The 23,687-nt window shown below is 67.3% G+C and carries 21 protein-coding genes, 1 tRNA gene and 1 other RNA gene; 10 read left to right on the plus strand and 13 right to left on the minus strand.

Annotation, left to right across the window (positions count from 1 at the left end):
• Positions 1 to 3 precede the first annotated feature (3 nt).
• A complete protein-coding gene (locus E3T39_RS05610) occupies positions 4 to 2,682 on the minus strand; it encodes a DNA polymerase III subunit gamma and tau (protein WP_174845095.1) in 2,679 nt (892 codons plus the stop codon).
• 256 nt (positions 2,683 to 2,938) lie between these two features.
• On the opposite strand from E3T39_RS05610, the gene E3T39_RS05615 reads away from it, so the two are divergent.
• On the plus strand, positions 2,939 to 3,859 hold the full coding sequence (locus E3T39_RS05615) for a type IV toxin-antitoxin system AbiEi family antitoxin domain-containing protein (protein ID WP_134513735.1): 921 nt from the start codon (positions 2,939 to 2,941) through the stop codon (positions 3,857 to 3,859).
• A gap of 121 nt (positions 3,860 to 3,980) precedes the next feature.
• On the opposite strand, the gene E3T39_RS05620 is transcribed toward E3T39_RS05615, so the two are convergent.
• The 5 genes from E3T39_RS05620 to ffs all read right to left on the minus strand — a co-directional run bounded on the left by E3T39_RS05620 (position 3,981) and on the right by ffs (position 11,306).
• Positions 3,981 to 5,204: an acetate/propionate family kinase gene (locus E3T39_RS05620; protein WP_134513736.1), complete on the minus strand. Its 1,224-nt coding sequence runs from the start codon at positions 5,202 to 5,204 to the stop codon at positions 3,981 to 3,983.
• Complete coding sequence (gene pta / locus E3T39_RS05625) at positions 5,201 to 7,411, minus strand: phosphate acetyltransferase (protein WP_134513976.1); 2,211 nt, start codon at positions 7,409 to 7,411, stop codon at positions 5,201 to 5,203. The genes E3T39_RS05620 and pta overlap by 4 nt, the downstream gene beginning before the upstream one ends.
• A 37-nt stretch (positions 7,412 to 7,448) precedes the next feature.
• Entirely contained in the window at positions 7,449 to 9,896 is a 2,448-nt protein-coding gene (locus E3T39_RS05630; RefSeq protein WP_241979559.1) for a phosphoketolase family protein, read from the minus strand.
• A gap of 137 nt (positions 9,897 to 10,033) precedes the next feature.
• A complete protein-coding gene (locus E3T39_RS05635; RefSeq protein ID WP_241979533.1) occupies positions 10,034 to 11,083 on the minus strand; it encodes an NAD-dependent epimerase/dehydratase family protein in 1,050 nt (349 codons plus the stop codon).
• A 126-nt stretch (positions 11,084 to 11,209) separates the two neighbouring features.
• Positions 11,210 to 11,306: signal recognition particle sRNA small type (gene ffs, locus E3T39_RS05640), an RNA gene on the minus strand.
• 121 nt (positions 11,307 to 11,427) lie between these two features.
• Here ffs and E3T39_RS05645 point away from each other — a divergent pair.
• Positions 11,428 to 11,515, plus strand: a tRNA-Ser gene (locus E3T39_RS05645).
• A gap of 763 nt (positions 11,516 to 12,278) precedes the next feature.
• Here E3T39_RS05645 and E3T39_RS05650 read toward each other — a convergent pair.
• The 5 genes from E3T39_RS05650 to E3T39_RS05670 all read right to left on the minus strand — a co-directional run bounded on the left by E3T39_RS05650 (position 12,279) and on the right by E3T39_RS05670 (position 16,228).
• Positions 12,279 to 12,791: a mycothiol transferase gene (locus E3T39_RS05650; RefSeq protein WP_134513738.1), complete on the minus strand. Its 513-nt coding sequence runs from the start codon at positions 12,789 to 12,791 to the stop codon at positions 12,279 to 12,281.
• Between the two features lie 109 nt (positions 12,792 to 12,900).
• A complete protein-coding gene (locus E3T39_RS05655) occupies positions 12,901 to 14,007 on the minus strand; it encodes a sulfate/molybdate ABC transporter ATP-binding protein (protein WP_134513739.1) in 1,107 nt (368 codons plus the stop codon).
• A 133-nt stretch (positions 14,008 to 14,140) separates the two neighbouring features.
• Complete coding sequence (locus tag E3T39_RS05660; RefSeq protein WP_134513740.1) at positions 14,141 to 14,923, minus strand: ABC transporter permease; 783 nt, start codon at positions 14,921 to 14,923, stop codon at positions 14,141 to 14,143.
• Between the two features lie 127 nt (positions 14,924 to 15,050).
• The gene (gene modA, locus E3T39_RS05665; RefSeq protein ID WP_134513978.1) at positions 15,051 to 15,818 is read right to left on the minus strand and encodes a molybdate ABC transporter substrate-binding protein; all 768 of its coding nucleotides are present in this window, start codon (positions 15,816 to 15,818) and stop codon (positions 15,051 to 15,053) included.
• A gap of 5 nt (positions 15,819 to 15,823) precedes the next feature.
• Entirely contained in the window at positions 15,824 to 16,228 is a 405-nt protein-coding gene (locus E3T39_RS05670) for a TOBE domain-containing protein (RefSeq protein WP_134513741.1), read from the minus strand.
• 290 nt (positions 16,229 to 16,518) lie between these two features.
• Between E3T39_RS05670 and E3T39_RS05675 the strand changes: the two genes are divergently transcribed.
• The 6 genes from E3T39_RS05675 (at position 16,519) to E3T39_RS05700 (ending at position 20,968) form a co-directional block, all read left to right on the plus strand.
• Positions 16,519 to 17,808 carry a ThiF family adenylyltransferase gene (locus E3T39_RS05675; protein ID WP_134513742.1) on the plus strand — a complete coding sequence of 430 codons (1,290 nt, stop codon included), beginning with the start codon at positions 16,519 to 16,521 and terminating at the stop codon, positions 17,806 to 17,808.
• Positions 17,809 to 17,811: 3 nt separating this feature from the next.
• Entirely contained in the window at positions 17,812 to 19,125 is a 1,314-nt protein-coding gene (glp, locus tag E3T39_RS05680) for a molybdotransferase-like divisome protein Glp (RefSeq protein ID WP_241979534.1), read from the plus strand.
• The gene (gene moaC / locus E3T39_RS05685) at positions 19,122 to 19,631 is read left to right on the plus strand and encodes a cyclic pyranopterin monophosphate synthase MoaC (RefSeq protein ID WP_241979535.1); all 510 of its coding nucleotides are present in this window, start codon (positions 19,122 to 19,124) and stop codon (positions 19,629 to 19,631) included. Before glp ends, moaC begins: the two co-directional genes overlap by 4 nt.
• Before the next feature lie 133 nt (positions 19,632 to 19,764).
• Entirely contained in the window at positions 19,765 to 20,460 is a 696-nt protein-coding gene (gene mobA, locus E3T39_RS05690) for a molybdenum cofactor guanylyltransferase (RefSeq protein WP_198416089.1), read from the plus strand.
• Complete coding sequence (locus tag E3T39_RS05695) at positions 20,457 to 20,729, plus strand: DUF6457 domain-containing protein (RefSeq protein WP_134513744.1); 273 nt, start codon at positions 20,457 to 20,459, stop codon at positions 20,727 to 20,729. Before mobA ends, E3T39_RS05695 begins: the two co-directional genes overlap by 4 nt.
• Positions 20,729 to 20,968, plus strand: coding sequence for a MoaD/ThiS family protein (locus tag E3T39_RS05700; protein WP_134513745.1), 240 nt, complete (start codon positions 20,729 to 20,731; stop codon positions 20,966 to 20,968). The genes E3T39_RS05695 and E3T39_RS05700 overlap by 1 nt, the downstream gene beginning before the upstream one ends.
• Positions 20,969 to 21,016: 48 nt before the next feature.
• On the opposite strand, the gene E3T39_RS05705 is transcribed toward E3T39_RS05700, so the two are convergent.
• Both E3T39_RS05705 and E3T39_RS05710 read right to left on the minus strand, forming a co-directional pair.
• Entirely contained in the window at positions 21,017 to 21,439 is a 423-nt protein-coding gene (locus E3T39_RS05705; protein WP_134513746.1) for a molybdenum cofactor biosynthesis protein MoaE, read from the minus strand.
• Positions 21,439 to 21,954 (minus strand): MogA/MoaB family molybdenum cofactor biosynthesis protein, encoded by a 516-nt coding sequence (locus E3T39_RS05710; protein WP_134513747.1) that lies wholly within the window; start codon positions 21,952 to 21,954, stop codon positions 21,439 to 21,441. Before E3T39_RS05710 ends, E3T39_RS05705 begins: the two co-directional genes overlap by 1 nt.
• A gap of 160 nt (positions 21,955 to 22,114) precedes the next feature.
• Between E3T39_RS05710 and E3T39_RS05715 the strand changes: the two genes are divergently transcribed.
• Positions 22,115 to 23,440 (plus strand): MFS transporter, encoded by a 1,326-nt coding sequence (locus tag E3T39_RS05715; RefSeq protein WP_134513748.1) that lies wholly within the window; start codon positions 22,115 to 22,117, stop codon positions 23,438 to 23,440.
• Positions 23,441 to 23,539: 99 nt separating this feature from the next.
• A complete protein-coding gene (locus E3T39_RS16105; RefSeq protein ID WP_166784049.1) occupies positions 23,540 to 23,677 on the plus strand; it encodes a hypothetical protein in 138 nt (45 codons plus the stop codon).
• The last annotated feature ends 10 nt before the right edge of the window (positions 23,678 to 23,687 follow it).

Here is a 23,687-nt window from a genome sequence, read left to right on the forward strand (position 1 = left end):
GGTCTAGTAATCGTTTCTGGTTCGGGGTGCCGCGGTGTACGGCTGTTCTTCGATGAAGGTGGCACCAAGAATCTCGCGCACGACGGCCTCGCCGTAACGCTGCTTCTCCGCGAACGACGGCGCCCGCGACGGATCTTTCGGGGCGCCGCGCTGGCCGGCATTCTGGTGCTGCCGCTGGGCCGAGGCATTCGGCTGGCCGGGGTTCTGGTGACCCGAACTTGGGTTGCCAGAGCTCCGCTCGGGCCGGCCCTGCTGCTGCTGCTGCGCATTAGTCCGCACAGCGTTTGTCTGCACAGCGTTTGCCTGGGCAGCTGATGCGTGGGCAGCTGATGCCTCGGCCTGCGCCGTGTAGTTCGGCACACGTTCGTCGGCGGGTGCGTCCATCTCGGGCGGAACGTCGTCATCGAACGGCGGAGGTACGTCGTCAAACGGCGGCTCGTCGTGGCGCGGCGGCGGAGAAGACGGCGCGGCGGGCGAGGTGTCGAACGACGCAGACTTCACAGCGCCGGAAGTCGCAACTGAGGGCACGGACTCGGACGACGGCGAGGTCGAGCGCGGCGCAGTCGTCGAAGCCGGCGCAGCAGCGGGGGCCGCGGCATCCGTTGTGTCGTCGGCGATGACGGGCAGCGCCGGACCGTTGGGCGAACCGGGAATGGCCACGGTGGCCCACCCACTGGTTGATGCGGCGACCGGTGACGCGCCTTCGGTCGGCGATTCGACCTCGCGCACAGCAGCGGTCGGCGCGGGCGCGGTGCGCGGGGTCGCGTCAGCCCCGCGTGCAGCCGGTGCGGCTGACCGGGATGCCGACGAAACCGCAGTCCCTGAATCGGGCTCGGCCGATTCGAGCGCATCAGCGGCGGGTGCTGTGACTTCGGTTGATTCGAGTGCGGGGTCCGCTGGCGCGGGCTCCGCGGCGACGGTCGGCGAGGCGCCGGACGACGCGCTGGGCGAGGAGGTCTCACGGCTCGCTTCGACGCGCGCGATGAACTTGACCCGCAGGCCGAGCACGGCAACGATCGCGGTGCGCAGAAAATCGCTGGTTCCCATTCCGGGAACCTTTTGCTGCTTGAAGCTCTCGACGTCGGCCTGGCTCGGGAACGAAAGGGCGAGCACGTCCCCGTTTAGGCCGAGTACCTGGGCGGTGTAGACGACGAGCCAGGCCGTGGTCTTTTCATTCTTGACGGCTTCGAGAATCTCCGGCCAAGCGTCCTTGAGCTGCTGCAGAGAGACCGGGGAACCGGGGACGACAACGGGGCGGTCAGCCTGCGTTCCCGAAATGGCAGACTCGACTACCGGTTGGGGAGCCACGGCCAGCGGCAAGGGTGCTGCCGCGGAGGATGGCGACGCCGCCGCGCCAATCCGCATTTCCGGGGTGGCGGTCTCGGCAGACTCGACCAGCGGCGAGGGTGCCGAGGAAGCTCGCGCTACGGGCGGCGAGACAGGCGCGCCCGAGGCGGGCGGCACAGAATCCGCGGAATTCGCCGATGCGCCGACGCCGGGCGCTGCCGCAACACCGTCGACGCCGATGCGACGCTCGAGGCGCTCGACCCGGGCTAAGGCGCCGCGGGTCGAGTCATCGGTCGCGGGAATCAGGGCGCGCGCGATCATGAGCTCGAGGTGCAGGCGCGGCGAGGTGGCCCCGCTCATCTCGGTGAGCGCAGCATTGAGAATGTCGGCGGTGCGCGAGAGTTCGGCCGCACCAAAGGCGGCGGCCTGCACGCTCATGCGCTCGAGTTCGTCTTGCGGCACCCCGCGCAGCACGGCCGCCGCCCCCGCGACGCTCGTGGCCGCGACGATAATAAGGTCGCGCATGCGTTCCAGCAGGTCTTCGACGAACCGGCGCGGATCTTGCCCGGTCTGGATGACCCGGTCGACAGCGTCGAACGCGGCGGCAGGATCGCGGGCGCCGATGGCCTCAACGGCCTCGTCGAGCAGGGACGCACTCGTGTACCCCAGCAACGCCACGGCGCGCTCGTACTCAATGGACTGCCCGTCAGACCCGGCCATGAGCTGGTCCAGGAGCGAAAGAGTGTCGCGCGGCGAGCCACCGCCGGCGCGCACGACGAGTGGCAGCACTCCGGGCGCAACGACCATCTTCTCGGCGTCACACATCTGCTGCACGTATTCGAGCATCGGTCCCGGCGGCACCAGCCGGAAGGGATAGTGATGAGTGCGCGAGCGGATGGTGCCGATCACTTTTTCAGGTTCGGTGGTCGCAAAAATGAACTTCACGTGTTCCGGCGGCTCTTCGACGATCTTGAGCAACGCGTTGAAGCCCTGCGGAGTGACCATGTGCGCCTCGTCGAGGATAAAGATCTTGTAGCGGTCGCGGGCCGGCGCAAAGATGGCGCGCTCGCGAATATCGCGGGCGTCGTCGACACCGTTGTGGCTGGCTGCGTCGATCTCGACGACGTCGAGGGAACCGCCGCCGTCGCGGGCGAGTTCGACGCAGCTCGGGCAGACACCGCAGGGGGTATCTGTGGGACCCTCAGCACAGTTCAGGCAGCGGGCCAAAATGCGCGCGCTCGTGGTCTTGCCACAGCCGCGCGGTCCGCTGAACAGATAGGCGTGATTCACCCGGTTGGTGCGAAGCGCCGTCATCAGCGGATCGGTCACTTGGGACTGGCCGATCATCTCGGCAAAGGTCTCTGGCCGATAGCGGCGATACAGGGCGGTAACCACGTTCTCAATGGTACTTGCCCGCACCGACACTCGCCCGCGCGCAACCGAGACCCTGCCTGACCCGTCGGCCCGACCGGTACGTGAAACCGGTAGATCTGAGACACGCCGTTCACATACGGCGCGATTTTCGGCGTGTCGGGATTTTACCGGCATTGCGTGCAGCGGATGCCTCCTCCCCAGCCGGGCTCAGCATCCGCTTGTGCGCAGAATGGCTTGTCCGCCCCCAATGAGCGGCCGGATCCGGCATTCTCACGGCATGCGTGCCCTTCAGATTGTGTGCTCTCTCGGTCACGTCGCCACAACCGACGAACTATTTCGTCGCGGGATCAGCGCACGCGAAATTCGAGCCGCGCTGCAATCGGGACACATTGCTCGGGCAGCTCGCGGCAGTTATGTCTGCGCGCACGCCGATGCCGAACAGCGCCAGGCCGCAGCGCTGCACGCGCAGATCGCGTGTGTCAGTGCCGTGCATCGGTTCGGTGTCTGGTCTGGCGTGGATTCCGCGTTGCACCTCATGCGTCCAGCGGATGCCCGTGGCGGCGGCCCGATCACCCGCCCGAGTACCGACCAGAGCGGACGCGACCTGCACTTTCACGGAGCAACGCCGCGGTTCGCCCGACCCGGACAGTCGTGGATGGTCGACCCTCTGGAAGCGGTGTGGCAGGCCATCCATTGTCTCGACGAGGAGAACGCGATCGCCTGTCTGGAATCGGCCCGACACCTCAAATTCATCACGCCCACCGAACTTCGTCGTCTGTGCGTGCTTGCACCGGCCCGGCTGCAGCCGGGCATTCGGGAGATGGAGGACACGGCCGATTCCGGGCTCGAAACCCTGGTGCGCCGACGTTTGCGTCATCACGGCTTCACCGTCGTCGCGCAGGGGCAGGTCGGCACTTTCGCCGGGTCGATCCGCGAAGACCTCGTCGTTGACGATTGCGTCGCCCTCGAGATTGATGGACGGCAATGGCATGGGGCGGCGAGGCTCGGCTCCGATTACGACCGGGATCTGATGGTCGAGGGGCTGGGCCGACGGACTCTGCGATTGTCGTACCGGCACGTCATGTTCGAGTGGGCAACGACTCTCGCGACGATCGAACGCACGGTTGCGGATGCGCGTCGGGTCCGAGATCGCCGCCGCGGTCGCCGAATCGACGGCCAGAACGAGCCCTGGTGGTGACCCGTGTACCTAACGCCGGTAAATTTCGCGACACGCCGGGTTCCGTGCCGATTTACGACGGCGTGTCCCAGATTTACCGGCACAACGTACCAGCCCGGCACGGGCATGGGGCGGCAGCCGCCTAGCGCACCGTCGCAAGGGTCTGGCGGGCGATCTCTAGCTCTTCGTTGGTGGGAATCACCAGCACGGTGACCGCGGAGTCGTCGGCGCTGATCACCCGGGCGCCGCGAGAGGCGGCGGCGTTGCGCTCGGGATCAATGCGGATGCCCAGCGCCTCCAGACCGGCGAGCGACCGTTCGCGAACGAGCGGCGCGTTCTCCCCGACTCCGGCCGTGAACGAGATCACATCGACCCGGCCGAGCTGCGCGTAATACGCCCCGACATAACCTTTGATTCGGTGCACATAGACGTCGATCGCGAGCTGCGATGGCCCGTCGCCGGCGGCGGCAGCTTCCATCACGTCGCGCATGTCGCCGCGGCCGGTCAGGCCAAGCAGTCCGCTGCCCCGGTTGAGCAGGGTGTCGAGTTCGTCGATGTCGAGTCCGGCCCGACGGTTCAGGTGAAACAGCACGCCCGCGTCGATGTCGCCGGTGCGGGTGCCCATGACGAGTCCCTCGAGCGGCGTCATGCCCATGCTGGTCTCGACCGAACGGCCGCCCGCAACCGCGCAAACCGATGCGCCGTTGCCGAGGTGCAACACGATCTGGTTCAGATTTTCGACCGGACGTTCCAGAAAGATCGCTGCCTCGCGCGCGACAAAGCCGTGGCTGGTGCCGTGAAACCCGTAGCGTCGAATGCGAAAGCGATCGGCCAAATCGGCATTGATCGCATAGGTGAAGGCCTCTGGCGGCAGGGTCTGGTGAAACGCGGTGTCGAAAATGGCCACGTGCGGCACCTTGGCGAAGGCTTCACCGGCCGCGACGATGCCCTGCAGCGCGCCCGGATTGTGCAACGGCGCGAGCCCCGACAGCTCGTCGATGTCGCGCTCGACCTGCGGTGTCACCAGGGTTGGCTCATGAAAACGTGCTCCGCCGTGCACCACGCGGTGCCCGACGGCAACCGGCATGTGCTCGGTAAGCGACGGCCCGTGGGCCCGGAACGCGTCGAGCATGACGGCGAATCCGGCCGTGTGGTCGGGAATGGGCAGCTCGCGCTTCCATTTTTGATCAGCGGATGCCGGAACGTCGCGTGCCGGATCAGTCGCGGCGACGGAATGAGAGGACTGCCCGACCAACTCACCGATGCGCTCCACCAGCCCGCTCGCGAGCGTGGTCTCGGTGTCCATTTCGATGAGCTGATATTTGAACGAGCTCGACCCGGAATTGACGACCAGAACAGCGGTCATCGAGTGGCTCCGGCCGGAGTGGCGTCACGGGCCGGTGCCGCGGCATCCGTCAGCCCGGCGGCCTGGATGGCCGTGATCGCCACGGTATTGACGATGTCCTGCACCAGGGCGCCGCGGGAGAGGTCGTTGATCGCCTTGCGCAGGCCTTGCAGAACGGGTCCGATCGCGACAGCGCCAGCGCTCCGCTGCACCGCCTTGTAGGTGTTGTTGCCGGTGTTCAGGTCGGGAAAGATGAACACGGTGGCGCGGCCGGCCACGCTGGAACCGGGCATTTTTGTGGCGGCGACCGCGGCATCTGCTGCTGCGTCGTACTGAATCGGGCCTTCGACCAACAGGTCGGGCCGGCGTTCGCGCACGAGGGCGGTGGCGGCGCGCACCTTTTCGACATCGGCGCCCTCGCCGGAAGTTCCGGTGGAGTACGACAGCATCGCGATGCGCGGCTCGATGCCGAACTGCACCGCCGTTGCCGCGGCCGAGATGGCAATGTCGGCAAGCTGTTCGGCCGTGGGCACCGGAATGACGGCGCAGTCGCCGTAGACCAGCACCCGGTCGGCGAGCGCCATGAGGAACACGCTCGACACCACGCCGACGCCGGACTGGGTCTTGATGATCTCGAAACTCGGCCGAATGGTGTGCGCGGTGGTGTGGGTGGCGCCGGAAACCATGCCGTCGGCGAGCCCCAGCTGCACCATCATGGTGCCGAAGTAGCTCACGTCGGTGACGGTCTCATTGGCCTGGTCGAGAGTGATTCCCTTATGTGCCCGCAACTGCATATATTCCTGCGCGAACTTCAGGCGCAGCAGGTCGTCGTACGGGCTCACGACGTGGGCCTTGGAGATGTCGAGCCCGAGGCCGATGGCGCGCGAGCGCACCTCGAATTCTTCGCCGAGGATGGTCAGTTCGACCACATCGCGGGCCAGCAGTGTCGCCGCGGCGCGCAGCACGCGGTCGTCCTCCCCCTCTGGCAGCACGATGTGCTTGCGGCTTTGCCGCGCGCGTTCGAGCAGCGCGTACTCGAACATGAGTGGGGTGACGACCTCGGTCGGGCTGACGTCGAGCCGATCGAGCAAAGCGGATGCGTCGACGTGCGTCTCGAACAGGGCCAGCGCCGTGTCGTGCTTGCGCTGCGAGTCGGCGGCGAGCCGCCCCCGCGTGCGGGTGATGCGCATGGTCGTGTCGTAGGAGCCGAGCGGCGACCTGATGATCGGCAGCGAGGGCGCGAGGCCTTCCATCAGCCGTTGGATCGCGTCGGGGAGTTCGAAACCGCCGTTGAGCACGATGCCGGCGATCGACGGGAACGTCGCGGAGGCGTTGGCGAGCAGAACGGCCAGGAGCACATCTTCCCGGTCACCGGGAACGACGACGACAGCGCCCTCGATCAGGCGCGGCAGCACGTTGACCATCGACATCGCCGCCACGACGATGCCGAGCGCCTCGCGGGCCAGCAGCGCCGGGTCGCCCTTGATCAGGGTGCCTTCGGTCGCTTCCATGATGCTCTGCATGCTCGGAGCGACGAGGTAGGGGTCTTCGGGAATGGCCCAGATCGGCACGCCGAACGCTCCGCCGGAGCGCGCCGGCTGGGCGTTGGTCGTGGCGCGCACCACGTCGATAATCTGCGGCAGAGCGTTTTCGTCGGCGCGGTTGACGATGATCGCCAAAATGGATGCGTGTTCGTCGCGCAGTTCCGCCAGCGCCACGTCGGTCTGCTGGCCGATATCCACGGCCGAGCGCGCGTCGCTCTGGCCGAGGCGTTCGCCCTCGCCGGGGCCGACACGGCCGCCGAGCACGAGTAGCACGGGAGCACCAAGGTTCGCGGCAATGCGGGCGTTGAAGGCGAGTTCGGTGGGGCTGCCGACGTCGGTGTAATCACTGCCGATGACGACGACAGTGTCGCAGAGCGCTTCGATCGCTTTGTAGCGCGCAACGATGCGGGCGAGGGCGGCGTCGGGGTCGGTGTTGACGTCGTCGTAGCTGACACCGATGCTCTGCTCGTAGGTCTGCCCGGCCAAGGCGCCGGGGCCGGCGTTGGCCTTGAGGTGTCGTAGCAGCAACTCGACGACGTAGTCCGGTTCGGTCGCGGTGCGGGCGACGGGGCGGAACACGCCGACTCGCTCCACGAGGTGGGTGAGCGTGTCGAGCACGCCGAGAGCGATTGAAGATTTGCCGGTATTACCTTCGGCGCTGGTGATATAGATGCTTCGAGCCACGGTGTCCATTCAAGCGTATGTGGGGTGTGAGTTTGTCCTAGACGTTGTCGCTGCCGGTTTGGTCGGCGCGCGGCGCGGCATCCGTCTTCGACCAGGACCAGTCGGTGACCGCTGGCAAGTCCTCGCCGAAGTCCCGGGTGTATTGGCGCGCGGCGAGGCGGGCATCCTGCATTTGCTGCCGGAGCAGGCCGGCGCGGGCGGCGAGGCCGGGGGTGCGATCGATGACGTCCATGACGAGGTGATACCGGTCGAGGTCGTTGAGCATGACCATGTCGAACGGGGTCGTCGTGGTGCCGTTCTCCTTGTAGCCGCGGGCGTGCAGATTCTCGTGGCCGTGGCGCTTGTAGGTGAGCCGATGAATGAGCCACGGGTAGCCGTGATAGGCAAAAATGATGGGTTTGTCTGGCGTGAAGACCGCATCGAAGGCGCTGTCGCTCAGGCCGTGCGGGTGATCGTCCTCGGACTGCAGGCGCATGAGGTCGACGACGTTCACGACCCTCAGCTTGAGATCGGGCAGGTTTTCGCGCAGAATCTCGGCGGCGGCGAGCACCTCGAGCGTCGGAACGTCGCCGGCTGCGGCGAGCACGACGTCCGGCTCCTGACCGGCAATTTCGGTGCCGGCCCAGTCGAAGATGCCCAGCCCCCTGGTGCAGTGGGCGACGGCCTCGGTCATGGTGAGCAAATTCGGCGCGAGCTGCTTGCCGGCCACGACCACGTTGACATAGTTGACGCTGCGCAGGCAGTGGTCGTAGGTGCTCAGCAACGTATTCGCGTCAAAGGGCAGGTAGACCCGCACCACGTCGGCGCTCTTATTGACGACATGGTCGATGAATCCGGGGTCCTGATGGCTGAAGCCATTGTGATCCTGCCGCCACACGTGCGAACTGAGCAGGTAGTTCAGGCTCGCGATCGGCGCCCGCCACGGAATGTCGGCGGTCACCTTGAGCCACTTGGCGTGCTGGTTGAACATCGAGTCGACGATGTGAATGAACGCTTCGTAGCAGTTGAACAGCCCGTGCCGCCCGGTGAGCAGGTAGCCCTCGAGCCAGCCCTGGCACTGGTGCTCGCTCAGCACCTCCATGACGCGGCCGGCGCGGGCCAGGTTGGTGTCGCCGGGCTTCACCTCGGCGTTCCACTGCTTATCGGTCACCTCGTAGACCGGCGGGGCCAGCCGGTTCGAGGCGGTTTCATCCGGCCCGAAGATGCGAAAGTTGTCGGGATTCAAGCGGATGACCTCGGCCAGATAGCCGCCGAGCACGCGCGTCGCCTCATCCAGCGTTGCACCCGGCTCCGGCACGTCGACGGCGAAATCACGAAAGTCTGGCAGGTGCAGGTCGCGGCGCAGGAGTCCGCCGTTGGCGATCGGGTTGGCGCTCATGCGCAGGGGGCCGACCGGGGCGAGAGCTCGGATTTGTGCGACGGGAGCACCGTTTGCGTCGAACAGGTCTGCGGGACGGTAGGAGAGCATCCACTGTTCGAGCAGGGCCGTGTGCTCCGGGGTGTCACGGGCATTCGCGAGTGGAACCTGGTGGGCGCGGTAGGTGTTCTCGACCTGCACGCCGTCGATGATGGCGGGACAGGTCCAACCCTTGGGGGTGCGCAGGATGATCATCGGCCAGCGCGGACGGGCGAAATCCTCGTTGTTCTTATCGGCCATAGCCGCGGCTGCCTTGATCTCGGCAATCTGGTTGAGCACCAGATCGAGCGTCTCGGCCATGCGTGCGTGCACGAGTAGCGGATCTTCACCGTCGAAACCACCGGAGACGATATAAGGAGTGTGCCCGTAGCCGCGCATGAGGTCGAGCAGCTCGTCTTCGGGGATGCGCGCGAGCACGGTGGGGTTGGCGATCTTGTACCCGTTGAGGTGCAAAATGGGCAGCACGACGCCGTCGTGAATCGGGTCGATGAACTTGTTGGAGTGCCAGCTGGTGGCGAGCGGCCCGGTTTCAGCCTCGCCGTCACCGACCACCGCGGCCACGAGCAGGTTGGGATTGTCGAATGCGGCCCCGTAGGCGTGGCTGAGGGCGTAGCCGAGTTCGCCGCCCTCGTGGATGGATCCGGGGAGTTCGGGCGAAGCGTGGCTGGGAATGCCGCCGGGGAAAGAGAACTGCCGAAACAACTTCTGCACACCGTGCGCGTTCTGTTCGATGTCGGCGTAGACCTCGGTGTAGGTGCCGTCGAGGTAGGCGTTCGCGACCATTCCGGGGCCGCCGTGGCCCGGGCCGGTGATGTAGATGGTGCTCTGGCTGCGTTCCTGAATAGCCCGGTTGAGGTGCGCGTAGAGAAAGTTGAGACCGGGCGTGGTGCCCCAGTGCCCGAGCAGGCGCGGTTTGACGTGGTCGCGAGTGAGGGGCTCGGTCAGCAGGGCGTTGCCGAGCAGGTAGATCTGGCCGACGGCGAGGTAATTCGCGGCACGCCACCAGGCGTCGATGCTCGCGAGGGCCTCTGGGGTGAGCGGTGCGGGTGCACGCGTAGGCCAGGTCATGGTGCCGGAATCGTTGATCATCGGTCCTCCACATCGTTACGCGGCCACGCAGCCGCACTTCTTCCATCCTATTGAGCGCTGAAAATGTCTCCAGTGCCAAAGGTCCCTTCGGATCCGCTGGCGACAGTTTCGTAGATTTATACCGTCGCCGCCTGAGCCGAAACGGTCATCCTTGCCGCGTCAATGAGCGCGTCGAAGCTGCGCTCGAGGTGCTCATCTCTAATCTGCGCGTCGGGGTGTGCGTCGAACCAGCGGATGGTGTCGCGCGCGCCGAGCGCGAGCGGAGTGGTGCAGACAAAATCGGGCACGAGCGCCTTTATCTTGCTGTTGTCGAAGATGACGGAATGCGCCTTGTCGCCGAGCAGTGCCGGGCCGAGGTGCGGGACCGCGGCCGCGATGGTCTCCGACGCCACGTGCACCAGCTCGGGAAGTGGTGCGCCCGCTGCCGCGGCGTAAAGCTCGTAGATCATATTCCACGGCAGAAATTCGTCGGAGGTGATCGTGAAACTGTCCCCGATGGCCTGTGGCAGGCCGAACAGCCCAACAAAGGCTTTGGCGAAGTCGGTGCTGTGTGTGATCGTCCAGAGCGAGGTGCCGTCACCGTGCACCAGCACCGGGCGACCGGCCCGCATGCTGACGATGTCACTCCACCCGCCGGTGAGCGGGATCGCGGTCTGATCGTAGGTATGCGAGGGGCGCACGATCGTAACCGGGAATCCCCGCTCGCGGTAGGCGGCCACCAGCAGGTCTTCCCCGGCAATCTTGTCTCTCGAGTACTGCGAGTAGGGGTTACGAAGCGGCGTGGACTCCAGAATCGGCAGTCGAGCCGGCGGCTTCTGGTAGGCCGACGCCGAACTGATGAACACGAACTGGCCGGTGCGTCCGGTGAACAGCTCGATATCGGCAGCCACGTGGTCGGCCGTGAAGGCAACGAAGTCGACGACGACATCGAAGGTTCGCCGGCCCACCGCAGCCCGGATCGAGGCCGGGTTGCGCCCGTCTGCGGTGAGCACCTCCACACCGGCTGGAACCGGCCGCTGGGTTGGCGTAGCCCGGTTCAGCACCGTGAGGCGGTGCCCGGTCGCGACGGCTCGTGCGGCGGCGGCAGCGCTGATCACGCCGGTGCCGCCGATGAACAACACATCGAGCCCGCGCATCACCATGCGACGTTGGCCGTGTCGAAGCATAACCGAGAAACCGTGAGGCCGGAACGGCCAAGTTGGGTGTAGTCCATAGCTTTAGGCTGGTCTCGCACGGCGTAACTGTCAAACAGCACACGGGCGCAGCCCCGGTTACCCTCGCGGTCCAGGTATAGAAAAGACTCCTCGCGCACCCGCCAGAGCCCGGTTACCCTTGCTACGTTTCCGTCCTGGGGGAATTGGCCAAGGTGGCGCCACGCGAGGAGCCGAACCTCAGTTTAGGGTACGACGTGGGGCGTGGCCAACCGAGCGCGGTCTGGGCCGGTGGCGGCAGCATCCGCTGGAAACAGGTAAGATTCTCTGGTGCCGTTGCTTTATTGAAACGGCGGCCAGGAGAATTCGCCTAGTGGCCTATGGCGCACGCTTGGAAAGCGTGTTGGGTGAAAGCCCTCGGGGGTTCGAATCCCCCATTCTCCGCCAGAGCAAGAACCCCAGCGTGTTGGGTGACGCACAACGCCAATTCGCGGCGTCCGAATCCCCCATTCACCGCCAAAGCACAAACCCCAGCGTGTTGGGTGACGCACAACGCCAATCGCGGCGTCCGAATCCCCCATTCACCGCCAAAGCACAAACCCCAGCGTGTTGGGTGACGCACAACGCCAATCGCGGCGTCCGAATCCCCCATTCACCGCCAAAGCACAAACCCCAGCGTGTTGGGTGACGCACAACGCCAATCGCGGCGTCCGAATCCCCCATTCACCGCCAAAGCACAAACCCCAGCGTGTTGGGTGACGCACAACGCCAATCGCGGCGTCCGAATCCCCCATTCACCGCCAAAGCACAAACCCCAGCGTGTTGGGTGACGCACAACGCCAATCGCGGCGTCCGAATCCCCCATTCACCGCCAAAGCACAAACCCCAGCGTGTTGGGTGACGCACAACGCCAATCGCGGCGTCCGAATCCCCCATTCACCGCCAAAGCACAAACCCCAGCGTGTTGGGTGACGCACAACGCCAATCGCGGCGTCCGAATCCCCCATTCACCGCCAAAGCACAAACCCCAGCGTGTTGGGTGACGCACAACGCCAAATCGCGAAGTCCGAATCCCCCATTCACCGCCAAAGCACAAACCCCAGCGTGTTGGGTGACGCACAACGCCCAATCGCGGCGTCCGAATCCCCCATTCACCGCCAAAGCACAAACCGAAGCCCGGCCCGTAACCGAACGTTCGTGGGTGCGCGGCTCAGACGCCGGCGCGATCGGCGAGACCGCGCACAAAGGCGGCCTGACCGGCGTGCTGCAGGTCATCGGAGAGCACACTCGCGAGGCGCACGCCGACCGTGACGGCGGGGGTCCAGGACTCGTCAACGACCCGGTCCAGGTCCGCCGCGCTCAGACTGGTCAGATAGGCCAGGGTCGCGGTGTGTACGGCGTCGTAGTAGCCGCCCAGCAGGTCCGCGTCGGCGCGAACGGCGGCGACCTCGGCGGAGGTGAAGCCATAGCCGATCCTCTTCGGGCCGAACGGCAGGTCGAATCGTTCGGCCCACCCCTGCCCGGTGTACACCTGATCCGTGCCCGCCAGGTCGGCGATGTGGTCGTCCTGCACGCGGGACAGGTGCCAGGTGAGCCAGGCAATCGTGTTGGCATCGGCATCCGCTCGATAAGTCAGGGTGGCGACGGTCGCGTCTTTCAGGGCCGCGCGCACGCTGCCCTGGATACGGGAAAACTCTTCGATGAGCAGTTCGGACGGGGTCATGGCTCTCCTTAGTCGTGCCCCTAACGTACCCCGGCCGGCGCTCGAGCACCCCCCCTAGACGGGGCCCCGGCCAGTGCGTTGCTGCGCCGGGCCGCCGGCACGGGCGGCGCTACCGACGGTAGGCACTGACCTCGGTGGCCTTGACCGAGAGCCAGACCGTCGAGCCGAGCTGCAGGCCGAGGTCGGCGACCGCTGCGGGAGTGAGTTCGGCGATGACTTCGGGGTCACCGCTCGTGCGCAGGCGCACCCCGCCACTGCCCGGCTCGATGGCGGTCACCCTGGCCGACCAGACGTTTCGCGGGCTCGCGTGACGGGGCTGTTCCGTGTGCACGACAACGGATGCCGGGCGGAAGACGGCCGCGCCGGGGCCGGTGGAGTCGAGGTCGCCGGCATCTGCTGGGCGCACCCAAAAAATGCGGCCATCGGGGGCGACGATCGCACCGTTCTGCACGGTGCCGACGACGAGGTTGACGCCGGCGAGGGCCGCGACGAACGGATTGCGCGGGGCGGCGAGCACTTCGGCGGTCGTTCCTTGGTCGATGAGGGCGCCGTCGTGCAGCACGGCGACGCGATTTGCCAGGACGACAGCGTCGACGATGTCGTGGGTGACGATGATGGCGCTCGTTCCGGTTTCGGCGAGCTGCTCGCGGATGAGCTGGCGCATGAACGGGGCGGTCTCGGCGTCGAGGGCGGCCATCGGTTCGTCGAGCAGGAGCACGCGCGGGCCGGCCGCCAGGGCGCGGGCGAGGGCGACGCGTTGCTGTTGTCCGCCGGAGAGGGCTCGGGGCAAGCTGTCGCCGAAGTCCTTCAGGCCGACGCGGTCGAGCCAGCGGTCCGCCTCTTTTCGGGCCAGGGAGGCGTTGAGTTGAGCGTCGCCGACGCGGAGCGCAAAGGCCACGTTGGCGCGGGCGCTCAGGTGCGGGAAAAGTAGAGCGTCTTGACCGAGCAGCCCGATAGCCCGTCGTTCGGGTGCCACGAAACGCCCCGGCGCGGTCAGGACCGCGCCGTCAATGGTGACGGTTCCAACGTCGGGGGCGGCGAGGCCGGCGAGTAGGTCGAGCACGGTTGACTTGCCCGACCCGTTCGGTCCGAGGAGCGCAAGCACCTCGCCGGGTGCAAGGGTGAGCCGTACGTCGAGGGTGAACGAGCCGCGAGTGAGCTGCAGGTTCGCCTCGAGCAGGGCATTGGCGGCGGATTTCCAGAGGGCGGGGGTCATGGGAGCACGCTCCGGTTTCGGGCCGGGTTCCGCCGGGCGTTCCTGGCCGGAGTCCCGGTCTGATTGGGGTTTGTCCCGGTCTGACGTTGGTCCGGGCACAGAACACGGCCGCGGGCATCCGCTCTTACCGGCGTCACGAGAGCACGCTCGCTCGGCGGGTTCCGACCAGCACGAGAATGATCACGGCGACCGCGATGAGCAGCAACGACAGGGCCACGGCCTGGTCGGTCGTCACTCCCGAGCCGTTGAACGCGGTGTAGATGGCGAGGGGCATCGTGCGGGTGACGCCAGCCTGATTGCCGGCGAACAGGGCGGTCGCGCCGAACTCTCCGAGGGCGCGGGCAAAGCTCAAAACGGTGCCGGCGAGCAGGCCGGGGGCTACCAGCGGCAGCGTGATGCGGGCGAAGACCGTTCCGCGACCGGCACCGAGGGTCGCGGCAACGCGTTCGTAGCGCACGCCGGCGGTGCGCAGGGCACCCTCGACCGCGATCACCAGGAACGGCAGGGCAACGAAGGTTTGCGCGATGACCACCGCGGCCGTCGTGAACGGAATGCGCAGCCCGGCCAGTTCAAGGGTGTTCCCGAGCACGCCGCCGCGTCCGAGCAGGGAGAGCAGCGCGATGCCGCCGACGAGGGGCGGCAACACGAGCGGCACGGTCACGAGAGCGCGCAATAGGCCGGCCACGCGCGGCTGCGACCGGGCGATGACGACGGCGAGAGGCACGCCGAGCAGTAGGCAGAGCACCGTCGAAACGGATGCCGTCGCCAGCGACAGTCCCAGCGGCTGCAGTGCTTCGGGCGAGAGGAGCAGGGCGGGCAGGCCGGGCCAGTCGACCTTGAGCAGGAGCCCGGCGAGCGGCAGCACGAGCAGGGCCAGGCCGATGCTCGCGGGCAGGTAGAGCAGGCGCGGGATCATGCGCGGCCCCTCCGGGATTCGTTCGCGGCTCTGTTCGCCACCATGTTCTGGGCCCACCTTATGAACGCGGGCCCAGTTTCTAACCTGGGCCCGGGTTCACAAGGTGGGCCCGGTCGGCTAAGAACCCTCACGGGGCGAGAAACCCGTGAGCGGCGAGCACGGCCTGACCGGCCGGCGAGAGCACCAGGTCGACGAAGGCCTGGGCGGCCTCGACGTGCGCACTGTCGGCTACGACAGCGATCGGATAGTGCCCGACGACCGCGTCCGCTCCGGCCGGCGTCACGCCCTGGAGACGGTCGGGGTTGGCGGCGACGTCCGTAGCGTAGACGAGGCCGGCATCCGCTTCACCCCCGGCGATCTTGGTGACGACGGCCGTCACATTCTGTTCCTCGCTCGCGGGTGTGAGGCTGACGCCCGCGTTGGCGAGCAGACTAGCGGATGCCGCGCCGCACGGCACCTGCGCCGCGCACAGTACGGTGATCACGCCGGGACGGGCGAGATCTTGCAGGGTCTCGATCTGGAGTGGGTTGCCGGGGGCGACTGCGATGCGGAGGGTGTTGCCGGCGAACAGGGTGGCGGGGCCGACCAGTGCGTCGTCGCCCAGCGGCTGCATGTTCTTCCGGTCGGCACTGGCGAACACGTCGGCGGGGGCGCCGGCCGCGATCTGGGTCGCGAGGGTGGAGGATCCGTCGTAGCTGACCTGCACGTCGACGGCCGGATTCTCGTGTTCGAGCAGGGTGGCGAGCTCGTCGAAGGCGCCGGTGAGGGACGCTGCGGCGTAGACGCTGAGGGTCTGGGGCTCGAGCCCAGTCGCGGGCTGCTCGGCGTCCGAGGCGTTCGATGGTGCACAGCCGGTAAGGGTCAGGGCGAGCACGGCCAGGGCCGCGAGGGCCATGCGGGTCACAGCATCCGTCCCGGAGTTTCGACGATCACATTGGTGGCCTTGATCACGGCAACACTGAGCGAACCGATCTCGAGGCCGAGTTCGCGCACGGCCTCGCTCGACATGAGCGAGACCACGCGGTGCGGGCCACACTGCAGTTCGACCTGGGCCATGACCGTGTCCATGGTGATGGCGGTGACGATGCCGACGAATCTGTTGCGGGCGCTGCGCCCTACGCTCGACGGGTCGGTCGGGGTGCTCGCCTGATCGACCGCAAAGGCCGCGAGCGCGGCCCCGTCGACCGCGAGTCGGCCGGAGGCGTCGGCATCCGCTGCAAGACGGCCACCATCGACCCAGCGTCGCACGGTGTCGTCGCTGACGCCGAGCAGCTCGGCAGCCTCACTGATCCGATATTGCGTCATAAATGGCACGATAGCACCGCATTTGCGGAATCGACCTGTCGGGCGGTCCCGGAAACCACTACGGGCTGGCGCGAAACACCTCTGAGCCGGCCCGGAAACTTCTCGGGGCTGGCCCGCGCCCTGCGCCTAACTCCTGCAAATTGCTCAGCCCGGCGGGTAGATTCCGCTCAGATAGGGGCAGAGTGGCGGCGGCGACAGATTGCAGGAGTTATGCGCTTTGCAATGCGGTTGGGCGGCCGTCTCCCGCGGAGCTGGTGGCCGCGAGGCCGCGCAGCGCCTAGCGTTAAGCCATGGCTATTCCTCCCCTCGTCGAGCCCATTGATCGGCTTACCGCTTCAGAATCCGTGCGCACCGCCCGCCAGCGCCGCCTCCCGCAGCTCAATGAACTCGGTCAGCGCCGCCTCGCCAACGCCCGGGTGCTCGTGCTCGGCGCCGGTGGGCTCGGCTCCCCCGCCCTGCTCTACCTCGCAGCGGCCGGCGTTGGCACCATCGGCATCGTCGACGGTGACGACGTGGAACCGAGCAACCTGCAGCGCCAGATCGTTCACGGGCAAGCGGATGTCGGCCGCCCCAAGGTAGACAGCGCCGCCGAGCGCATCGCCGAGATCGCTCCGGAAACCACGGTCGTACGGCACTCCGAGCGTCTCGTGGCGAGCAACGCGGCCGAGATCATCGGCGGCTACGACATCGTCATTGACGGCACCGACAACTTTCCGACCCGGTTCCTCGTGAACGACACCTGCGCGCGGCTAGGGCTGCCGCTGGTGTGGGCATCCGTTTTGCGATTCGACGCTCAGCTCTCGGTGTTCTGGGCCACTCCGCCGGCTGGTAGCGGCGTCACCGGAGTGCATCTGCGCGACCTGTTTCCGACGCCACCGGCCGAGGGCGAGGTGCCCAACTGCGCCGACGCCGGTGTGCTCGGCGCACTGTGCGGCCAGGTCGGGTCGCTCATGGCGACCGAAACCATCAAGCTCATCACCGGGATCGGCTCGCCGCTGATCGGTCGCGTGCTCGTGATCGACGCGTTGTCGGGTCGGTTCAGCGAGATTCCGTTGCTCGGAACCGGTATTGCCGCCGAGCCGACCGCCGCCGAGATTGCCGCCGAGCTCGCTCAGGCTGCCATGACGAGCACCCCGGAGGTCTCGAGCGTGGAACTTGCCGGGCGCCTCGCCGCCCAGAGTGCCGGTACCGACAAATTTCTCGTCGTGGACGTGCGCGAGCCGAGTGAATTCGCCGAGAGCTCTATTCCGACGGCCCAGCTGCTGCCCATCGGTGAGCTTCTCACCGATGGTGTGCTCTCGGACAGTGGCCGAGCCGCGCTGCCCGAAGACACCCCCCTGATCGTGCACTGCCACGCCGGCGGCCGGGCCGCCCGCGCCGCGAGCGCGCTGCGCGAGGCGGGATTCACCGATGTGTCGGTGCTCAGCGGCGGGATCCTCGCCTGGGATGACCTCGTCACCGCCGGGGGCGCCCCGGGTTTCGGCAGCCGCTGGAGCTCAGCAGAGCCCGTCCCGGCGGGGCGGCACGCCTCGGCGAGCGACGACGCCGGCACCGCCGACCAGTCCGACAGCCAGGTCTAACCCGTGACCGACATCGAACACACACACGGGCACTCGCACACCGAGCGGGCGGATGCCTGCGCACCCGCCGCGACCGCACGCAGCGTTTCCGAGCAACTCGCGATCGTGCTCGGTAGTGTCGATCCCCTGCCGCCGGTGCGGGTCGAGCTCGACGAGGCCAGCGGGCTCGTGCTGGCCGAAGACGTACTCACGGTGACCGATACACCTCCCTTCGACAACTCCGCGATGGACGGCTACGCCGTGATCCGCGCTGACCTGCTCGAAGCATCCGCCCACAACCCGATAACCCTGCCCGTCGTGGCCGACCTCGCTGCCGGCACTGACCAGAACCCCGCTCTGGCTCCCGGGCAGGTCGCGCGCATCATGACGGGCGCGCCGATTCCCGACGGGGCGGATGCCGTCGTGCCGATCGAAGACACCGACCAGGGCACCGAGCAGGTCACCATCGTTCGAGCGCCCGAGCCCGCGGCGCACGTTCGCCGGGCCGGCGAAGACGCCCACGCCGGTGACCGGGTGCTGCGGTCGGGCAGCGTGCTCTGGCCCACCCGGGTCGCCGCAGCGGCGAGCGCCGGAACCAGCTCCGTACTCGTGCACCCTGCTCCTCGGGTGGCCGTCATCTCGACGGGCAGCGAACTGGTCGCTCCCGGCAGCCCGACGCGTCGCGGGCAGATTCCCGATTCGAACTCCTTTCTGCTGTCGGCGGCCGTCGCCGAGGCCGGCGGTATTCCCGCTCGGATCGGCGCCGTGCCCGACGACGATGACGTGCTGCGCGCGGTGTTGACCGAGCTCGCTGGCAGGGTCGACGTGATCGTGCTCTCCGGCGGGGTGAGCGTCGGAGCGTACGACGTGGTCAAAGCCGTGCTGAAGCCGCTCGGCACCGTCGACTTCGGACCGGTCAAAATGCAACCCGGTAAGCCGCAGGGGTTCGGACGCTGGCCCTCCACCGGAAACGCGCCCGGACCGCTGATCTTCGCCCTGCCGGGCAACCCGGTCAGCGCCTACGTGTCGTTCGAGGTGTTCGTGCGGCCCGCGCTGCGGCGTCTGCTGGGCCACGAGACCCTGCAGCGGCGCACCGTCACGGCGACCGTCGTCGATGGCTGGCGTTCCCCGCCCGGACGCGCCCAGTTCATGCCCGTCATCGTCACGCACCGCACCGACGGCACCGAAGACGGGATCGAAGCACGCCCGGCCTCCCGCGGCGGGTCGGGTTCGCACCTCGTCGCCGGCCTCGCGCAGTCCAACGGACTCGCCATCATCGCCGAAGACACGACTCAGGTTCGCGGCGGCGACCTCATCACTGTCATGCTGACATCATGACGCACACCACCGACACGACCGGAGCGCCCATGCCCGCACAGCTGTTCACCCACCTCGACTCGGCCGGACAGGCTCGCATGGTCGACGTGACCAATAAGGTTCCAACCGTGCGCAGCGCCACCGCCGCCGGTTTCGTGCGCTGTGGCGCGACAGTGATCGCCGCCCTCCGTGACGGCACCGCGCCCAAGGGCGACGTGCTCGCCGTGGCCCGCATCGCCGGAATCCAGGGCGCCAAGAAGACCGCCGACCTGCTTCCACTGGCCCATGTGATCGGCGTGCACGGCGCTGTCGTCGACCTTGTCGTCGAAGATGACGGCGTCAGCATCAGCGCCACCGTGCGCACCGCTGACCGCACCGGCGTCGAAATGGAGGCGTTCACCGCCGTCTCGGTCGCCGCCCTCGCCGTCGTTGACATGGTCAAGGGCCTCGATAAATCCGTCACGATCGAGAACGTGCGCCTGCTCGCCAAGAGCGGCGGCAAGAGCGGCGACTGGCTGCGCGCTTGACCCGGCCAGCTTCCGGCACATTCGCCGCTCAGAACGGATGCCCCGCCACGGGCGCGCCCACATGCGGTAGCCGCGCCGCCGGTTACCGTAGCGCGCACCGAAATCAGGCGCGCCCATCTGCCCGGCAGGCAGCGTGAGTTCACCTGCCGGCGTCACGGTCGATTTGATCGTGCTCGCCGGCGGCCGCGGAAGCCGACTTGGCGGCGCGCTCAAGCCTGCGGTCGAGGTGGCCGGGCGCACCCTGCTCTCCCGGGTTCTCGACGCTCGCCCGGTCGCCCGGAACGCTGTCGTCGTCGGCCCGCCCGCCGCTCGGCCCGCCGCTGGCGAGCGATCGAGCGATGCCCTGATCTGGGCCCTCGAGGATCCACCGTTCGGCGGCCCGGTGGCCGGCATCGCGGCCGGCCTCAGAGCGCTTGAGACGACCTCCGATGCACCCGCCGACTGGGTGCTCGTACTCGCCTGCGATCTGCCCTGGGGAGCGGATGCCGCGCGCCTGCTCGTCGCGGCAGCATCCGCTCTCGACACCGTCGGTGAACAGACCGTCGGTGAACAGACCGAGGGCGTGCACCTCACCGACGACACCGGTCACGCCCAATGGCTTGCCGGGATCTACCGGACACCCGCCCTGCGCGCCGCCGCGAACCGACTGGGCGATCGCGTCAATGGTGCCAGCATGCGTGAACTGCTCGCGGGACTCAACCTTGCGGGGCTGCTGGACGACTCCGAAGCCGGTGCTGACGTGGACACGTGGGAGGATGTTGAGAGCAGCACCGCTCGCTTGGCCGCTGCTCCGACAAATCAGCCCGACCCGAGGAGTGACCCCGAATGAGCTCTACACCGTTGCCTCCCGAAGCGCTCGACGAGTGGCTCACGGCCCTCGCCGATCGGCTCCAGCTCGACCCGGCCGACGTGCCAGTGGGAGACCTGCTCGATGCGGCCCGCGACATTGCCCACAACGTGGCCCGGCCGGCCGCTCCGCTGAGCACCTTCCTGATCGGCCTCGCTGCCGCGAAGAACGGTGGCACGGGCGCCGATATCGAAGCTGCCTGCGCCGCCGCGAGCGAACTCGCCCGCGACTGGGCCCCCGAGAAGCTCTGATGGCGACCCTGCGATTCTTTGCCGGCGCAGCCGAAGCCGCCGAGACCGAAACGGCCACGCTCGACGCGAACACCATCGGTGAGCTGCGGGCCAAACTCGGCGAGGCCTACGGCACCGAGTTCATGCGCGTGCTGGGACTGTGTTCCCTGCTGGTGAACGGCGCCCGCGCCGGCGATGACGCGGTCGCGCTCGCGCCCACCGACGCGGTCGACGTACTCCCGCCCTTCGCCGGCGGCTGAAAACCCCAGATCGACGGCAGATCTCCGCCGTTCTGAACCAGTCCTGAACTACAAACCAACCCAGGAATGCGTTCCGTCGACCTCGTACTGCTTCTTCCAGATCGGAACCTCTGCCTTCACGGCCTCGACGAGACTCTCACAGGCCGCAAAGGCGTCGCCGCGGTGCGCGCTCGCGACGACCGCGACGAGGGCGAGGTCACCGACCTCGAGGTGTCCGATGCGGTGACTGACCGCCAGCACCACGAGCGGATGTTTCTCCCGCACCCGGTCAGCGATCTCACCGATAATGCGCCCCGCGTCGGGATGCGCACTGTAGTCGAGGCCCGTAACGCGGCCGGACGCATCCGGATCGTGATCGCGCACCTGCCCGATGAACGTCACCACTGCGCCGTGGGTCGCATCGGAGACCGCCAAAAGGTGCTCACCCACATCGAGCAGCGACTCGGTGACCAGAGCGAAACCAGCAGCCATCAGTGGTCTCCCCCGTCGAGCTGATCGATGATGTGCCGCACGAGCGGCGCAAGAATGGCCACACCGTCGCGCACCGCACCGGTCGAACCGGGCAGGTTCACGACCAAGGCACCGTTGTTGCCGACAGAATCGGCGATGCCGGCGATGCCGCGGGACAGCACCGCGGTGGGGATCGTCGCGGCGCTCAACGCGCGCATCCGTTCGGAGATTCCCGGCAGAATCGTGTGGAGCACGGTCGCCGTGCCCTCGGGGGTGAGGTCGCGCGCCGACACGCCGGTGCCGCCGGTCGTCACAATGAGGCGGGCACCATCGCCGAGCGCGGCCAAGATCGCTCCCGCCACACTCTCGATTCCGTCGGGCACCACCCGCGGCAGCCCGCACGGAATGCCGACCTCCGCGAGCGCATCGACGGTGGCCGGACCCGACCGGTCTTCGCGCTCCCCGCGCGACGAACGATCAGACACGGTGATCACGACGGCCCCGAGTTCGGCACCAAGCTTGAGCTGAGTTTTCACCGTTCTACAGTACCGCGACGCAGCCGGCCTGGTTCGGCTGCCGGCATCCGCTCTGGGCCAAAATCATTTGTCACGGTGTTTGCGCGGTGCAAGCCGAACGGCAAAAGAACAGGCTGGTCACGAAGCGGGCCGTATGCCCGACAACCAGCCGAGGAAGCCCATGTCAACCGTCTTACCACCACGCGTTACGTCCACGCTGAAGCCGGACCTCTCCAACTGGGATCCGGAACACGACGAAACGTGGGATTCGCGCCTCGCCTGGCGCACCCTGTGGATCACCACCTTCAGCATGACCCTCGGCTTCGCCGCCTGGTACCTGGTCAGCGCGATCGCCCCGCGCCTGAACGACATCGGCTTCGACCTCAGCACCAGTCAGCTGTACTGGCTGGTCGCGCTGCCGGGCCTCGCCGCCGGCCTCCTGCGTCTCGTCTTCATGTTTCTACCGCCGATTCTCGGCACCCGCGTACTCGTCGCCCTGTCGAGCGCCCTTCTGCTGTTGCCGATGATCGGCTGGACCCTGGTCGCCCGCGACGTCTCCACCCCCTACTGGGTCCTGCTGGCGCTCTCGTTCGCCGCGGGTATCGGCGGCGGCAGCTTCTCGGGGTTCATGGCGTCGACGAGCTATTTCTTCCCCAAGCGCCTGGCCGGAACCGCCCTCGGCCTGCAGGCGGGGCTCGGCAACTTCGGCATCGGCCTCATTCAGCTGCTCACTCCGTGGGTGGTCGGTTTCGGTCTGCTCGGCACCGCTGTGCTTACCCCGGAGAGCGATTCAAGCGGTGAGCTGGTCTGGCTGCACAACGGCGGCCTCGTACTCATTCCCTGGGTGATCCTCGCGGTCGTCCTCGCCCTCCTCTTTCTCAAGCGCGTGCCGATCAAGGCCAACTTCAAACAGCAGCTCGACATCTTCCAGGTCAAGCACACCTGGATCATGACCGCCATCTACCTCATGAGCTTCGGCGCGTTCAGCGGCCTGGCCGCGCAGATGGGCCTGATCATTCTCAACGTTTACGGCGACTTTCCGGATGCTCCCAACCCGCTCGCCTTCGCCTTCATCGGCCCCGTCGTCGGCGCCCTCGTACGCGCTGCGTCTGGCCCGCTCTGCGACCGGTTCGGCGGCGCTATCTTCACCTTCATCGGCGGCGCCGGCATGGCCGTCGGAACCCTTGTCACCGTGTTCTTTCTCACCCCGACAAGCGTCGAGGAGTTCTCCGGCTTTCTCACCGGCATGATCATCATCTTCTTCTTTTCCGGCCTGGCCAATGCCGGAACGTTCAAGCAGATGCCGATGATCTTCCCCAAGCGTCAGGCCGGCGGAGCAATCGGCTGGACCGCAGCGATCGCCGCCTTCGGACCGTTCATCGTGGGCATGGCCCTCACCGCCATGAGCCCGACCGCCTTCTTCATCGGCTGTTCCGCGTTCTGCGTGCTCTGCACGGGGCTGGCCTGGTTCTATTACGCGCGGCCCGGCGCACCCAACCCGAGCTGACGCTCCCTCCAACGACCCGAAGTCCCCTTCTCCTCCAGCGGGGGGCTTCGGGTTTTTTCCTGCCAGCACGCAGGTCATACTGAAAGGAGGAGGTCAACGATGACCAGAGATGAAGAAACACCAGGCGGCGACCCGGTCTGTTGGCTCGAACAGGTCTGCCCGGAGTGTGGCGCCTACGTCTCCGGCGAGTTGCCGGCCACCTGCTGGCGTTGCGACACGGTGGTCTCGCCGAGCTGAGCCCGCGCGG

It is taken from the genome of Cryobacterium suzukii (assembly GCF_004403185.1).
Classification (GTDB): Bacteria; Actinomycetota; Actinomycetes; order Actinomycetales; family Microbacteriaceae; genus Cryobacterium; species Cryobacterium suzukii.

Coding starts and splice junctions, on each gene's coding strand:
- E3T39_RS05615 (WP_134513735.1), top strand. CDS start 2,939: ATGCGTGCCCTTCAGATTGTGTGCTCTCTCGGTCACGTCGCCACAACC.
- E3T39_RS05670 (WP_134513741.1), bottom strand. CDS start 16,228: ATGACGCAATATCGGATCAGTGAGGCTGCCGAGCTGCTCGGCGTCAGC.
- E3T39_RS05715 (WP_134513748.1), top strand. CDS start 22,115: ATGTCAACCGTCTTACCACCACGCGTTACGTCCACGCTGAAGCCGGAC.
- E3T39_RS05705 (WP_134513746.1), bottom strand. CDS start 21,439: ATGGCTGCTGGTTTCGCTCTGGTCACCGAGTCGCTGCTCGATGTGGGT.
- E3T39_RS05660 (WP_134513740.1), bottom strand. CDS start 14,923: ATGATCCCGCGCCTGCTCTACCTGCCCGCGAGCATCGGCCTGGCCCTG.
- E3T39_RS16105 (WP_166784049.1), top strand. CDS start 23,540: ATGACCAGAGATGAAGAAACACCAGGCGGCGACCCGGTCTGTTGGCTC.
- E3T39_RS05655 (WP_134513739.1), bottom strand. CDS start 14,007: ATGACCCCCGCCCTCTGGAAATCCGCCGCCAATGCCCTGCTCGAGGCG.
- E3T39_RS05695 (WP_134513744.1), top strand. CDS start 20,457: ATGAGCTCTACACCGTTGCCTCCCGAAGCGCTCGACGAGTGGCTCACG.
- E3T39_RS05650 (WP_134513738.1), bottom strand. CDS start 12,791: ATGACCCCGTCCGAACTGCTCATCGAAGAGTTTTCCCGTATCCAGGGC.
- modA (WP_134513978.1), bottom strand. CDS start 15,818: ATGGCCCTCGCGGCCCTGGCCGTGCTCGCCCTGACCCTTACCGGCTGT.
- E3T39_RS05620 (WP_134513736.1), bottom strand. CDS start 5,204: ATGACCGCTGTTCTGGTCGTCAATTCCGGGTCGAGCTCGTTCAAATAT.
- E3T39_RS05675 (WP_134513742.1), top strand. CDS start 16,519: ATGGCTATTCCTCCCCTCGTCGAGCCCATTGATCGGCTTACCGCTTCA.
- E3T39_RS05635 (WP_241979533.1), bottom strand. CDS start 11,083: ATGCTTCGACACGGCCAACGTCGCATGGTGATGCGCGGGCTCGATGTG.
- moaC (WP_241979535.1), top strand. CDS start 19,122: ATGACGCACACCACCGACACGACCGGAGCGCCCATGCCCGCACAGCTG.
- E3T39_RS05700 (WP_134513745.1), top strand. CDS start 20,729: ATGGCGACCCTGCGATTCTTTGCCGGCGCAGCCGAAGCCGCCGAGACC.
- E3T39_RS05630 (WP_241979559.1), bottom strand. CDS start 9,896: ATGACCTGGCCTACGCGTGCACCCGCACCGCTCACCCCAGAGGCCCTC.